General features: G+C 67.9%; 10 protein-coding genes. All 10 read left to right on the forward strand.

Features of this window, described 5'->3' with window-relative positions; translation table 11 throughout:
• Positions 1 to 6 precede the first annotated feature (6 nt).
• The 10 genes from nuoL to HMPREF9056_RS01370 all read left to right on the forward strand — a co-directional run bounded on the left by nuoL (position 7) and on the right by HMPREF9056_RS01370 (position 13863).
• Positions 7 to 2007, forward strand: a complete 2001-nt coding sequence (gene nuoL, locus HMPREF9056_RS01325; protein ID WP_009402147.1) for an NADH-quinone oxidoreductase subunit L — start codon at positions 7 to 9, stop codon at positions 2005 to 2007.
• A 13-nt stretch (positions 2008 to 2020) separates the two neighbouring features.
• Positions 2021 to 3625, forward strand: a complete 1605-nt coding sequence (locus tag HMPREF9056_RS01330; protein ID WP_009402148.1) for a NuoM family protein — start codon at positions 2021 to 2023, stop codon at positions 3623 to 3625.
• On the forward strand, positions 3622 to 5229 hold the full coding sequence (gene nuoN / locus HMPREF9056_RS01335; RefSeq protein ID WP_009402149.1) for an NADH-quinone oxidoreductase subunit NuoN: 1608 nt from the start codon (positions 3622 to 3624) through the stop codon (positions 5227 to 5229). The genes HMPREF9056_RS01330 and nuoN overlap by 4 nt, the downstream gene beginning before the upstream one ends.
• A complete protein-coding gene (locus HMPREF9056_RS01340; protein WP_009402150.1) occupies positions 5226 to 6332 on the forward strand; it encodes a polyprenyl synthetase family protein in 1107 nt (368 codons plus the stop codon). Before nuoN ends, HMPREF9056_RS01340 begins: the two co-directional genes overlap by 4 nt.
• Before the next feature lie 404 nt (positions 6333 to 6736).
• The gene (locus HMPREF9056_RS01345) at positions 6737 to 8095 is read left to right on the forward strand and encodes an OmpA family protein (protein ID WP_253269888.1); all 1359 of its coding nucleotides are present in this window, start codon (positions 6737 to 6739) and stop codon (positions 8093 to 8095) included.
• A 13-nt stretch (positions 8096 to 8108) separates the two neighbouring features.
• Positions 8109 to 9686 (forward strand): OmpA family protein, encoded by a 1578-nt coding sequence (locus HMPREF9056_RS01350; RefSeq protein ID WP_253269889.1) that lies wholly within the window; start codon positions 8109 to 8111, stop codon positions 9684 to 9686.
• Positions 9687 to 10156: 470 nt separating this feature from the next.
• Positions 10157 to 11644 carry an FAD-dependent oxidoreductase gene (locus HMPREF9056_RS01355; RefSeq protein ID WP_034513283.1) on the forward strand — a complete coding sequence of 496 codons (1488 nt, stop codon included), beginning with the start codon at positions 10157 to 10159 and terminating at the stop codon, positions 11642 to 11644.
• 112 nt (positions 11645 to 11756) lie between these two features.
• Positions 11757 to 12335, forward strand: a complete 579-nt coding sequence (locus HMPREF9056_RS01360; protein WP_009402156.1) for a GNAT family N-acetyltransferase — start codon at positions 11757 to 11759, stop codon at positions 12333 to 12335.
• A 113-nt stretch (positions 12336 to 12448) separates the two neighbouring features.
• Positions 12449 to 13318: a zinc metalloprotease HtpX gene (gene htpX, locus HMPREF9056_RS01365; protein ID WP_009402157.1), complete on the forward strand. Its 870-nt coding sequence runs from the start codon at positions 12449 to 12451 to the stop codon at positions 13316 to 13318.
• Between the two features lie 2 nt (positions 13319 to 13320).
• Entirely contained in the window at positions 13321 to 13863 is a 543-nt protein-coding gene (locus tag HMPREF9056_RS01370) for an ATPase AAA (RefSeq protein ID WP_009402158.1), read from the forward strand.
• The last annotated feature ends 13 nt before the right edge of the window (positions 13864 to 13876 follow it).

Genomic DNA, 13876 nt, shown 5'->3' on the forward strand with positions numbered 1-13876 from the left:
ACCGACATGCTTCCCGCTCCTGTCACCGCCCCCGCCGTCGTGACGCCTGTGGCCGAGGCCACCGGTCCGGCCTCCTGGGCCTGGCTGCTCATCGCCGTGCCCGCGGTCTCGGCCGCCTTCCTGCTGCTGGCCGGACGCCGCTCCAACACCTGGGGCCACTGGCTGGGCCTGGCCGCCTCCCTGGCCACCGCCTGTCTGGGCGTGGGCATCCTCGTGCAGGTCCTGGGTCTGCCCGCCGAGGAACGCGTCATCGGGCTGCCCCTCTACCACTGGTTCTCCGCCGGGAACCTGAGCATCGACGTCGGCCTGCGTCTGGACCCGCTCTCGCTGACCTTCGTCACCCTGGTCACCTGCGTCGGCTTCCTCATCCACCTGTACTCGGTGGCCTACATGGCCCACGACCGCGACCGACGCCGGTTCTTCGCCTACCTCAACCTCTTCATCGCCGCGATGCTCACCCTGGTGCTGGGCGACTCCTACATCGTGCTCTTCGTCGGCTGGGAGGGCGTGGGCCTGGCCTCCTACCTGCTCATCGGCTTCTGGAACACGGCCGACGCCGATGCCCCCCAGGGTGAGCAGGTCACCAGCCGCGAGAACGCCGCTGCGGCCAAGAAGGCCTTCGTCATGAACCGCGTGGGCGACGTCGGCCTCCTGCTGGCCATGATGACGATGGTCGGCCAGGTCGGAGCGGTCTCCTTCGACTCCGTCTCCGCCGCTGCCGGCGACGGCTCGGTGACCACCGGCTGGCTCACCGCCATCGGCTTCTTCCTGCTCCTGGCGGCCTGCGGCAAGTCCGCCCAGTTCCCGCTCCAGGCCTGGCTGGGTGACGCCATGGCCGGCCCCACACCGGTCTCGGCCCTCATCCACGCCGCCACCATGGTCACCGCCGGCGTCTACCTCATGGTCCGCTCCGCCGCCGTCTTCGAGGGGGCCCCGGACGCGCAGGCGGCCGTCGCCGTCGTCGGTGCCATCACCCTGCTGCTGGGGGCCGTCATCGGGAGCGCCAAGGACGACATGAAGAAGGTCCTGGCCGCCTCCACCATGAGCCAGATCGGCTACATGATGCTGGGCGCCGGGCTCGGCCCGATCGGCTACGCCTTCGCCATCTTCCACCTGCTCACCCACGGATTCTTCAAGGCCCAGCTCTTCCTGGGGGCCGGCTCGGTCATGCACGCCATGAGCGACCAGGTCAACATGCGCCGCTTCGGCGGCCTGCGCGGCGCCATGACGATCACCTGGGTCACCATGGGCATCGGCTGGCTCGCCATCCTGGGAGTCCCGCCCTTCTCCGGCTTCTGGTCCAAGGACCGCCTCATCGAGGCCGCCTTCGTCGGTGAGGGCGCCAAGCCCTGGGTCCTGGGAACCATCGCCCTGCTGGGCGCGGGCCTGACCGCCTTCTACATGTCCCGCCTGTTCTTCATGATCTTCCACGGCAGGCAGCGCTGGACCACGGACGAGGACCTGGAGGGTGAGGTCCACCCCCACGAGTCCGGCTGGCTCATGACCCTGCCCCTCATCGTCCTGTCCGTGTTCTCCGCCGGCCTGGGCGGGCTGCTGACCTACGACGACATGTTCGTCACCTGGCTGGAGCCGGTCACCGGCCACACCGAGCACGGCGAGCCGGTCCTGCCGGCCACCGTCATCATGGGCGCCACCCTCGCCCTGGTCGTCGTCGGGGCCGTCGTGGCTTGGTGGATGTACGTGCGCCGCCCGGTGCCCGTTGTCCTCCAGCCGACCAACCCGCTGGTGGAGGCCGCCCGCAAGGACATGTACCAGGACGCCGTCAACGAGGCCCTGGCCATGCGTACCGGCCAGGGACTGGTCCTGGCCACCGACGCCGTCGAGCGCTACGTCGTCGACGGCGCCGTCGAGGGCGCCGCCACGGGTACAGGCGCCCTGGGGCGCCTGACCCGCCGCACCGAGTCCGGGTACGTGCGCTCCTACGCCGGCTACATGCTGGCCGGAACGGTCCTCGTACTCATCGCCGTCCTGGCTGCCAGGTTCTGAGAGGACACGACACATGCCGACTCTTCCCGCATCGCTGCCCGTCCTGACCGTCATGGCGATCGTGCCACTGGCCGGGGCGCTCCTGCTGTGGCTGGTCCCGCCGCTGCGCCGGCTCCACGCCCGCGCCGTGGGCCTCGTGTTCTCCCTGGCCGTTCTCGCCCTGGGCCTGTGGGCGCTGAGCGCCTTCGACCTCGGCCACGCCGGCACCATCCAGCTCGCCCACACCCAGCCCTGGATCCCCGCCATCGGCGCCTCCTGGGCCCTGGGCGTCAACGGGCTGGGGCTGGCCATGGTGCTGCTGGCCGCCTTCGTCACGCCTCTGGTGCTGCTCGCCTCCTGGGGCGAGGTCCCCGCCGACCGCCAGGGCCTGTTCACCGGGCTCGTCCTGGCTCTGGAGTTCTTCGTCGTCGTCATCTTCTCGGCCCGCGACCTGCTGCTGTTCTACCTGTGCTTCGAGGCGATGCTCATCCCGGTGTACTTCCTCATCGGATGCTTCGGCGGGCAGAATCGCCAGCGTGCCGCCCTGAAGTTCCTCCTGTACTCCCTGGCCGGCGGGCTCGTCATGCTCATCGGCGTCATCGCGGTCTCCCTGCACTCCGCCAAGGACGGCAGCCCCAGCTTCCTCATCGACTCGGTGGCCGCCAACCTGCACGTGTCCACCGGTGCCGGGCACTGGATCTTCCTGACCTTCTTCATTGCCTTCGCCATCAAGGCGCCCCTGGTGCCGGTCCACACCTGGCTGCCCGACACCGCGGAGCAGGCCACGCCGGGCACCTCGGTGCTGCTCATCGGCATCCTGGACAAGATCGGCACCTTCGGCATGATCACCCTGGTCCTGCCGATCTTCCCGGAGGCCTCGCGCTGGGCCGCCCCGGTGGTCCTGGTCCTGGCGGTCGTCTCCATCATCTACGGGGGCCTGGCCGCCATCGCCCAGGACAACCTCTACCGCCTCATCTCCTACACCTCCGTGAGCCACTTCGGCTTCATGGTCCTGGGGATCTTCATCGGCAACCAGGTGGCCGCCAACGGTGCCATGGTCTACATGGTGGCCCACGGCCTGTCCATCGCCGGCCTCTACCTGGTCACCGGCTTCATGGCCCGGCGCACCGGAACGGTTGCCATCAGCGAGCTCGGTGGCATCGCCCGGGTCATGCCGCTGGTGGCCGGCACGTTCCTGGTCTGCGGCCTGGCCTCCATCGCCCTGCCGGGCCTGAGCGGATTCGTGCCCGAGTGGATGGTGCTCACCGGCACTTTCTCGGTCTCGCTGGCCCTGGGCGGCGCGGCCGTCGTCGGGGTGATCATCGCCGCCGTCTACATGCTGCTGCCCTACCAGCGGGTCTTCACCGGTGCACCTGCGCCCGAGCGCGTGGGCAGCCCCGACCTCGACGGGCGCGAGCGGCTCGTCGTCGTCCCCATCATCGCCGCGATGCTCGCGCTCGGCCTGGCCCCGGCCACGCTCACCCACGCGCTCGACGACGTCGCCCGGCAGGTCACGCTCATGGCGAGCCGGACTCCGGGGGCCGTCGCCTCCGCCGTCGTCCCCGGTGACAGCTCCGATGCCGACGGCGCGACCGATGCGCCCGCCGCCTCCACCGCTACGGAAGGGAACGCCAAGTGAGCCCCTCAGCCACTGACCCGATCGTCAACTGGGACGCCCTGACGCCGGTACTCATCATCCTGGGCGCCGGTGTCCTGGGTGTCCTCGTGGAGGCCTTCATCGCCCGCCCCGCACGCCTGGCCGTGCAGGCCACGCTGAGCCTCTTGGCCATCCTGGCCTCCGGGGTCTCCCTCTTCCTGCGCTGGGGCGAGGTCAAGGCCGCCGGGGCCGCCGTCGAGGCGACCTACCAGGGAGCCCAGGACTTCCTACCGGGCGCCCGCATGTCCGCGGGCCTGACTGAGGACCCCTTCTCCATCGCCGCCCAGGGCGTCCTCCTGCTCATCGGCCTGCTGGCCGTCCTGGTCATGGCCGACCGCACCGCCGTCGGCGACGGCGCCTTCGCGGCCCAGGCCGCCGACCGTCCCGGTAGCGCGGAGGAGAGCGAGTCCCTCCTGGCCGGGTGGACCACCACCGAGATCTTCCCTCTGACCCTGTTCTCCCTGGGCGGCATGATGCTGTTCGGGGCCAGCAGCGACCTCATCACGCTGTTCGTCATCCTGGAGATGATCTCCCTGCCGCTGTACGTCCTGGCGGCCACCGCTCGTCACCGCCGGCTGCTCAGCCAGGAGGCGGCGCTGAAGTACTTCGTACTGGGGGCCTTCGCCTCAGCCTTCCTGCTCATGGGGTCGGCCCTGCTCTACGGGGTGGCCGGCGCCGTGGACTACAAGGCCCTCGGCGAGGCCGTGCGCACCGTGCAGGGGCAGGACCGGCTCATCCTGACCGGTGTCATGCTCGTCATCGTCGGCCTGCTGTTCAAGGTGGCGGCCGTGCCCTTCCACGCATGGAGCCCGGACGTCTACCAGGGCGCCCCCACCCCGGTCACCGGCTTCATGGCCGCTGGGGTCAAGGCCGCCGCCTTCCTGGCCCTCGTGCGCTTCTACTACGTCATCGCCGGTGCCATGGGCTGGGACCTGGCCCCCGCCCTGTGGGCTGTGGTGGCGCTGACCATGCTCGTGGGCACCGTCGTCGGCGTGGTCCAGCGTGACGTCAAGCGCATGCTCGCCTACTCCGCCATCGCCCACGCCGGCTTCATGCTCATCGGGATCCTCGCCTACTCCAAGGCAGCGATCTCCGCGCTCAGCTTCTACGCCCTGACCTACGGGATCGCCACCGTGGGCGCCTTCGGCATCATCACCCTGGTGCGCTCCAACCGCGGCGGCTCCGTGGGCGGTGAGGACGGCGACCTGGAGGCCTTCAAGGGCCTGGGACGCCGCAGTCCCTGGGCGGCCGGCGCCATGACCGTTTTCCTGCTGTCCTTCGCGGGCGTGCCTCTCACGGCCGGCTTCATGGCCAAGTTCCGGCTCTTCGCCACCGGGTTGAGCGGCAACGGGGTGCCCTTCGTCATCCTTGCCGTCGTCTGCTCGGCCGTGACCGCCTTCTTCTACATGCGGCTCATCGTCCTCATGTTCTTCCACGAGCCCGACGGCGAGCGCTCTGTGGTCGTGGCCAGTAACGGCCCGATCATCCTGGCGGTCAGTGTTGCGGTGATGGCCACAATCGGCTTGGGGATTCTGCCGCAGGCCGCCTTCGACCTGTTCGACCGGACGGCTATGCTCCTTCCGTGATCGGATCTCTGCCGCTGAGCGCGCCCCAGCTGGAGGCGCGCATCGTCCCCGCCCTCCAGGCCATCGAGGACCGCCTCATGGAGGTGGTCACCAGCGCTGACGAGACCATCAACCCGCCGACCTCGCACCTGGCCGAGGCCGGGGGCAAGCGCCTGCGGCCGGTCCTGGCCCTGCTGACCGCCCAGCTCGGTGACCCGGCCCTGGCCGCCGGCGAGCAGATCCGCGATGCGGGCGTGGCCGTGGAGCTGACACACATCGCCACGCTCTACCACGACGATGTCATGGACGAGGCTCCGCTGCGCCGCGGTGCCCCCAGCGCCCAGACCGTGTGGGGCAACTCCGCCGCCATCCTCACCGGTGACGTCCTCGTTGCCCGCGCCTCCCAGCTCGTGGCGGCGCTCGGCCCGGAGGCCGTCATGGCCCACGCCAAGACCTTCGAGCGCCTGTGCATGGGCCAGCTCCATGAGACCCTGCCGCGTCCGTCCGGCACCGACCCGGTGGATCACTACATCCAGGTCCTGGCGGACAAGACCGGCTCCCTCATCGCGGTGTCCGCCCGCTACGGGGCGATGCTCACCGGTGCCGGGGTGCGCACCGAGCGGATCGTGGAGGAGTTCGGTGAGAAGATCGGCGTGGCCTTCCAGCTGGCCGACGACGTCATCGACCTCATGAGCGACTCGGCCACCACCGGCAAGACTCCCGGCACCGACCTGCGCGAGGGCGTGGACACCATGCCGGTGCTGCTCCTGCGCAAGGCCCTGGCGGCCGGTGAGCTCGACGCCGCCGGCCAGGCGATCCTCTCGCGCCTGTCCACGGGCGACCTGTCCGATGACGCCTTCCTGGCCGACGTCGTCGCCCGTCTGCGTGAGCATCCCGTCCTGGCCCGCACTCGCGAGATGGCCATGGCCTGGGCCGCCGAGGCCGTCCAGGGCCTGGAGGGCCTGGAGGAGGCTGTTCTTGACGGGACCCGGCAGCGCCTGACCGAGGCCGGGATCGAGGATGAGGCCGCTGCGGCGGCACTGGCCGACGCCGGTGAACGGGTGGCGCAGGTGCGTGCGGCCATGGAGGACTTCGCCCGCATCCTCGTGGACCGGGCTGCCTGAAGGTCGTCCTGGGGACTGAAGAGGGTTCGCAACTACCCATGACTCCCCATGGGATGGTGGGGAGCCGATGGGGAGAGACGGGTACCTCCCCATCGTGCGCGACGGCGTGGAGTGCATAGCGTGTCAGGCACATGTTCCCGATGTGCCGAAAGGTCCCCGACATGCCGTCCTCTACACCGCTGTCGCCTGATGCCTGTGCCCGAATGACCCGACGCGGTGTCCTGACCCTGCCCGCCCTGGCCGGTGCAGGAGTTGTTCTGGCAGGCTGCGGGGTGCTCAAAAAGGGCGGCTCCGCCTCGGGGAAGGGCTCGGGGACTGCGTCCCCGCGAGCTGCCGTCGCAACCGCGACTGGTCCCCATGGCGGAGTGATGCTGGAGGCGGGATGGAAAGGAGTGCCCCTCTCGGTGGAGGTGGGGCCTGCCGTCATCAAAGACAAGTACACGATCATACGCCTGGGCATTGTGGTGAGTTCAAAGGCCAAGAAGGTGCCGACAGATTTGACTGTCAATCAGACGTTCGAAACCAAAGATGCCTGGTCTTCGATGCGAGGTCTGAAGATGCTGTCGATGGAGAAAGGGTCGGTGTTCCCGGAGCTGAGCACCAGGACGGATGGGCTTACGGACTCCCTGACGAAGGACAAGCCTGTGGAGTTGTTTCCGGTCTTCAAAGCCCCCAGTGACGGAGTGAAGACGGTTGAACTGTTTATGCCGCAGATGACAGTGGCGATCGGGCTTCCGGTGGTGGAAGCAAGTGCTGTCGATTACTCGGTTGATGATGTCCTCGCCAAGGCGGAGCTCGATGAGGCGGATCCCGGCCCCTTTGCAATGAATAGTATTATTCTTTCTGCCGACGGTTCGTCGGATACGAAAAAGAATGAGAAGTCGACAACGGTGACGGTGGATGGGGATGTGACCTTCGAGGTTGACTCCGATCAGCTCTCTGCCCAGGCTGATGCCGTACTGGCCAATGTGGTGGAGCAGATCAAGAAGTACCCCTCTGGAGGGGATCTGACGATCACGGGTCACACCGACGACGTGGCTGATGATGCACACAATCAGGATCTGTCAGAGCGGCGTGCCAAGGCGGTGTCGAGTCGGCTCAAGAAGCTGACGGACCTGTCCACGTGGAATGAGTCGGTCTCAGGCAAGGGGGAGTCCTCGCCGCGGGTACCGAATGACTCCGATGAACACAGGCAGGCCAACCGCCGCGTGGAGATCACGCTGACGCCCTCGAAGCCCGCCGAGGCCAGTGCGTCGCCGAGCGCGAGTGCAGTGCCGTCATCAGCGACCGTGCCTGACCCGGCAGGCCCTGTGGGCAAGGGGCCCGAGGGGGTCGATGTGAAAGTCGGTGGTAAGGCCGTGCACATGTCGATTGATGGCGTCTTCCGTGTAGGAGGGTATCTCGCGGGAACTCTCATGCTGACAGCATCGGAGAAAGTCTACGTTGACGTCTGGGAGTTCTTGATGCCGCCGGAGATTGAGGGACCTCATTCCTGGGCTGGTTGGATGATGGGTGTCTATAACCTCACGCTTCTGAGTGCTGGTCAGCGATACCTGGGGGTTGACTATTCCTATAGTAATGGGGCCTGGGTGATGCTTTCCAATGATTTCGTGTTTGAGATCCAGCCCGGTGAAGCAACACGTTTTCCAGTTGTGTGGCCAGATACGGGGGAGGACTCCGTTACATTGGATTTGCCTGGAGGTGGAGGCATTTGGGAACGTGTCGCTGCTCGCCTGACCGATATTCCTGTTGTCAATGTCTGAGGAGTCTGTGGGTGTGAGTGTGGTGAGTCCTGTGGTGATGTCTCGTCGTGCAGTCCTGTCGGTGGCTGCGGTTGCCAGTGCTGGCGTGGTTCTGGGTGGCTGCGGGGTCCTCAAGAAGGGCGGCTCCGCCTCGGGGAAGGGCTCGGGCTCCGCCGCCTCTGCTCATGCGGCGGTGGCGGCTTCGACTGGGCCTCATGGTGGTGTGGTGCTGGAGGCGGGAATCGAGGGTAAGCCGGTTTCGGTGGAGGTGGGGCCGGCTGTGGTAGTTGGTGAGCGCACGGTGGTCAGGCTGGTGGTGTCCACCAGCCAGGCTGAAGGACACATCATGGTCTCTAGCATGTTCGGGACGACGCGTGCGCCGATCACGCTGCTTGATGTGCAGATGCTTTCGTTGGATAAGGGGCTGGTGTTCCCTGAGCTCAGTCTTAGCCATGAGGGGCTCTATCAGGATGTGACAAAGGATGATCCGGTGGAGCTGTTCCCGGTGTTCGCTGCCGTGGGTGGCGGCGTTAAAACTGTGGAGGTTCTTCTGCCGCATATGGGAGTGGTTGTTGGGGTGCCGGTCGCGGAGGAATCTAAGGCTGGGTACTCCGCTGCCGACGTGCTGGCCAAGGCGGAGCTCACGACGAGTGATCCGGGTCCCTGTAGGCTGCAGAGTCATACGGTGGCTGCTGATGGCTCGTCGGATGTGAAGCGCGATGAGGCGTCGACGACGGTGACGGTGGCTGGGGATGTGACTTTTGCGGTGGACTCTGATCAGCTCTCGGCTCAGGCTGACAGTGTGCTGGCTGGTGTGGTGGAGCAGATCAAGAAGTACCCTTCCGGAGGGGAGTTGACGATCACGGGTCACACTGATGATGTGGCCGATGATGCTCATAACCAGGATCTGTCGGAGCGGCGGGCCAAGGCGGTGTCGGGCCGGTTGAAGACGTTGACGGATCTGTCGGCGTGGAAGGAGGCGGTGTCGGGTAAGGGGGAGTCGTCTCCTCGGGTGCCCAATGACTCTGAGGAGAACAAGCAGGCCAACCGCCGCGTGGAGGTCACTTTGAAGCCGTCGAAGCCTCAGGAGGGTGATTCTGCTCAGGGCGCGAGCGCGGCTTCGTCGTCGACCGCGGTGCCGGAGGCTACCGGCCCGGTGGGCAAGGGGCCTGAGGGCGTGGACGTGAACGTGGACGGTAAGACCCTGCACATGTCGATTGACCGCGTGGTTCGGATCGGGAAGTACCTGACCGGCTCCGTGGAGCTGAGCTCCGACCAGGATGTATCGATTTCAGGGGCGTCCTTCGCGCTGCCGGAGACGATGCAGAAGGTGCACGGGGGCTGGGTGATCGGTGGTGTGTACAGCTTGACCCTCCTAAGTGGGAGTACTCGCTACATGGAGACTGACTGTGAACCTCCGGCCGGGGACCGGCTACCTATAGCCATGACCAGTTTCGGTTCCTCAGTGAAGCCTGGCGTGCCGGTGCGCCTTCCGGTCGTCTGGCCGGATCCCGGTGGGGACTCGGTCACCATTGACCTGCCGGAAGGCGAAGCGCGACTCAGCGGCCGTATTGTCGCCCGCCTCACCGACATCCCGGTCACCAACGCCTAGCGTCTCGTCTGCTCTGACGGGTATGGCCTTGCCGATGAGAGGTGACACGGCTGGGGAGCGAGCAGTTTCAGTGTCTATGGAGTGACGTGGTCGTCGTCGCAACCTGCCTGGCTGACGGGAAATCCTAGAATTCCGCGTTTACACTCAGCCTACGATGCCTATGCGGCATTGGTGTCCACTGTGTGGACGACCGAACGCGCCATCGTGGCCAGTCGGCGCTCCGTACCGCGCCGTACTGATCGGCTCCCCGGCGGAGGACTCACCGACCGGTCCCGTCGGCACCTCGTCGACGTGACGCGGCTCAAAGCGGCAATGTTGCCCGCGCCCTGGGGGAGTCCCCGCCTTCCTCCATAGACTGTTCCGCGGTGCCCCGCCGTCATCGCCGTTGTCCCGGGCCCGGATCACCGGCCTCCCCAGCTGCGGGCGCGTGGGTACCACGTCCACGTCCCCTGAATCAGGAACGAAGAACAGTGAACGCACGTCCTCTCAATGTCGCCGTCATCGGAGCTGGCCCCGCAGGCATCTACGCCTCGGACATCCTCTCGAAGTCGGGCATGGAGGTCTGTATCAACCTGTTCGAGCGGCTTCCTGCGCCCTACGGGCTGGTGCGCTACGGCGTCGCCCCCGACCACCCGCGCATCAAGCAGATCATCGTGGCCCTCTACAAGATCCTCCAGCGCGGGGACATCCGGCTCATCGGCAACGTTGAGGTCGGCCGTGACATCTCGGTGGCCGAGCTCCATGAGCACTACGACGCCATCGTCTTCTCCACCGGTGCTGACACCGACGCGCCGCTGGACATCCCCGGCGTCGACGCCCCCGAGTGCCACGGCGGCGCCGACTTCGTCTCCTGGTACGACGGTCACCCCGACCACCCGCGCACCTGGGACCTGAGTGCCAAGGAGGTCGCCGTCATCGGCGTCGGCAACGTGGCCCTGGACATCGCCCGCGTCCTGGCCAAGCACGCCGACGACCTCATGACCACCGAGATCCCCGCGAACGTCGCCGCCACCCTCAGGGAGTCGCCGGTCACCGAAGTGCACGTCTTCGGCCGCCGTGGCCCCGCTCAGGTGAAGTTCACCCCGCTGGAGCTGCGCGAGCTCGGCAAGCAGCCCGACGTCGACGTCATCGTCGACGAGGAGGACTTCGAGTACGACGAGGGCTCGCAGGCGGCCCTGGCGTCCTCCAACCAGCAGCGCCAGGTGGTCAAGGCCCTCGAGGGCTACGCGATGCAGGAGCCGGAGGACCTCACCGCCTCCCACCGCATCCACATCCACCTCTTCTCCGCCCCTCACGAGGTCCTCACCGACGACGACGGCCATGTCGTGGGCCTGCGCACCGAGCGCACCCGCCTGACCGGCGATGGCAGCGTCACCGGTACCGGCGAGTACCGGGACTGGCCCGTCCAGGCGGTCTACCGCGCCGTCGGATACGCCTCCAGCGCCATCGAGGGCCTCCCCTTCGACGCCGAGCGGCACGTCGTCCCCAACGAGGGCGGCCGCGTGCTCGGCGAGGACGGCAAGCCGCTGACCGGCCTGTACGCCACCGGTTGGATCCGCCGCGGCCCCGTGGGCCTCATCGGCTCCACCAAGTCCGATGCGCAGGAGACCATCACGAACCTCGTGGCTGATGCCAACGCCGGCCTCCTGCACGCCGAGACCGACGACGAGGCCCAGGTCGGCCACGACGCCCTCATCGCCCTGCTGGAGTCCCGCGGCATCCCCTTCACCAGCTGGGAGGGCTGGGAGCTGCTGGACGCCTACGAGCGCGAGCTCGGCGAGGACTACGGCGAGGTCGTCGTCACCGGCGGGGACTCCAAGCCGCGCGAGCGCGTCAAGGTCGTCTCCCGTGACGCCATGACCGCGATCTCCCGCTCCACCGAGGTTCCCGAGGACCTCATCGGCCGACCCGAGGCGGACCGCGTCCCCGAGCGCGTCGCCCACCGCCTGGCCGACTGAGCCGAGCACGGTCTAAGGCTCAGCCCAGCCGACGTCGCATCACCCGTCCGGCACCGGTCCCCACGGCCGGTGCCGGACGGCGTCGTCACCGAGATGGAGAGGAAGAAGCCCTATGAGGATCCGACACATCCGCTTCGCCAGCGGGACGGATCGCTGGGCGCACGACCTGTATCGGCGTGCCTTCCCCGAGGAGGAGCGCCTGTCCTGGGCCCTCATCCACCTGCTCAGCCTGCGTCGCGGCATCGACCTCGTCGCCTGGTGGGACGAGCCCTCCGGCCCGTCCTCGGACGCCTCGCCGGCCCCCAGAGCCCTGACCTGGACCGTGCGCCGCCCCGGCTCCCGGCTGCTCTACCTCTTCTACCTCGCCGTCGACGACGCCGCCCGCGGGCGAGGCCTCGGGACCCGCCTCCTGGCCGAGGTTGAGCGCCGCCACCCCGGCTGCACCATCGTCCTGGACATCGAGCCCGTCATCGCCGAGGCCGACAACGCCGAGCAGCGTCGCCGCCGGCTCTCCTTCTACGAGCGGGCCGGCTTCCGCGACACCGGGTACGCGGTCCTCGACTCGATGGGGGAGTACTGGACCCTCGTGCGCGAGGCACCGGGATCCACCTTCCGGCCCGACGACTTCAGGGACGCCCTGCGCTACCTGGACTACGGCCTCAGTACCGCTCGAGTGGTCCCGCGCGGCTGAGCCCGCGCCCCGTCTGAGCCGCGCGGAGCCTTGCCGTTATTCCTTGATCCGCCAATGGCCGCACGCGCCGGTGGACATAGGTGGGACACAGGTTCATCCCATAGTCTCCCCCCATGACAAGGACTCACCACTACAACGGTCTCAAGACCGCCGTCCTCCTGGGCGGCATGTGGAGCCTGCTCCTCCTGATCGGCTACGTACTGGCCCGAGGGACGGGCTCCTACATCTGGCTGATCATTGCGCCGGTCATCGGCCTGGTACAGACCGCCTTCGGCTTCTGGAACTCCGACAAGATCGCGGTGCGCTCCATGGGCGCCATCGAGGTCACCGAGGACCAACAGCCCCAGATGTACGCCATCGTGCGTGAGCTCTCCGCCGCCGCCGGCCAGCCCATGCCGCGCCTCTACGTGGCCCCCACGATGAGCCCCAACGCCTTCGCCACCGGACGCAGTCCCTCGCACGCTGCCGTGTGCTGCACCCAGGGCATCCTCCAGCTTCTCAATGAGCGCGAGCTGCGCGGCGTCCTGGGCCACGAGCTCTCCCACGTCTACAACCGCGACATCCTCACCTCCTCGGTGGCCGCGGGCATCGCCGGCGTCATCTCCTCGATGGTCACCATGGCCATGTGGTTCGGCGGCGGCAACCGGCGCGACCGGGACGGCGGCAACATCATCGCCGTTCTGCTGCTCTCCCTCCTGGCGCCCCTGGCCGCCGCCATCACCCAGTTCGCCATCTCCCGGACCCGTGAGTACGACGCCGACCACGACGGCGCCGAGCTCACTCAGGACCCGCTCGCCCTGGCCAGCGCGCTCAGCAAGCTCGAGTCGGGCATCTCGAGCGTGCCCATGGGGCAGGACCCGCGCCTCGAGCCGGTCTCCTCCATGATGATCGCCAACCCCTTCGGGAGCCTGCGCAACCTCTTCTCCACCCACCCGCCCATGGACAAGCGCATCGCCCGCCTCGAGCAGATGGCCGGGTACTGACGGTGACCCTGACCGTCGTCGGCGGTCTGCCCGCGGTCGGCAAGACCGCAGTGTGCCGGGAGCTCCTGCGCCTGCGGGCAGAGTCGCAGTCGCCGGATGGGCCGCCGACCTGGCTGCGCATCGACTCCATTGAACAGGCACTGCGGGACAGCGCCGAGATGCTCCCCGGAATGCCTGGAGGTGCCGGATACTACGCGGCCGCCGCCGTCGCCCGAGACGTCCTGGCCTCGGGCGGTGACGTTCTCGTCGAGTGCGTCAACCCGCTGCCCGTCACCCGCCGCTTGTGGGAGGAGACGGCTTCGGTCCGGGGGTGCCGGTTCCTCGCCGTCGAGCTCATCTGCTCCGATAGGGCCGAGCACCGCCGCCGCGCCCAGCAGCGGGTCAGCGACATCGAGGGTCTTGAGCCGCCGGACTGGCAGGCTGTAGAACGCCGCGACTACGCCCCCTGGCCCGAGGCCGACCTCCGCCTGGGCACCGCCCGGCTCACCACCACCGAGGCCGCTCGGACCATCATCTGCCACGGCCTCACAGGCGGGGCCAGGTGACGGTGGGAATGGT

Source organism: Actinomyces sp. oral taxon 170 str. F0386 (genome assembly GCF_000195595.1).
Taxonomy (GTDB): Bacteria; Actinomycetota; Actinomycetes; order Actinomycetales; family Actinomycetaceae; genus Actinomyces.

What these genes read in the sequence shown, in the direction of transcription:
- nuoL (WP_009402147.1), top strand. Translation starts at nt 7, where the DNA reads ATGCTTCCCGCTCCTGTCACCGCCCCCGCCGTCGTGACGCCTGTGGCC.
- HMPREF9056_RS01330 (WP_009402148.1), top strand. Translation starts at nt 2,021, where the DNA reads ATGCCGACTCTTCCCGCATCGCTGCCCGTCCTGACCGTCATGGCGATC.
- HMPREF9056_RS01360 (WP_009402156.1), top strand. Translation starts at nt 11,757, where the DNA reads ATGAGGATCCGACACATCCGCTTCGCCAGCGGGACGGATCGCTGGGCG.
- htpX (WP_009402157.1), top strand. Translation starts at nt 12,449, where the DNA reads ATGACAAGGACTCACCACTACAACGGTCTCAAGACCGCCGTCCTCCTG.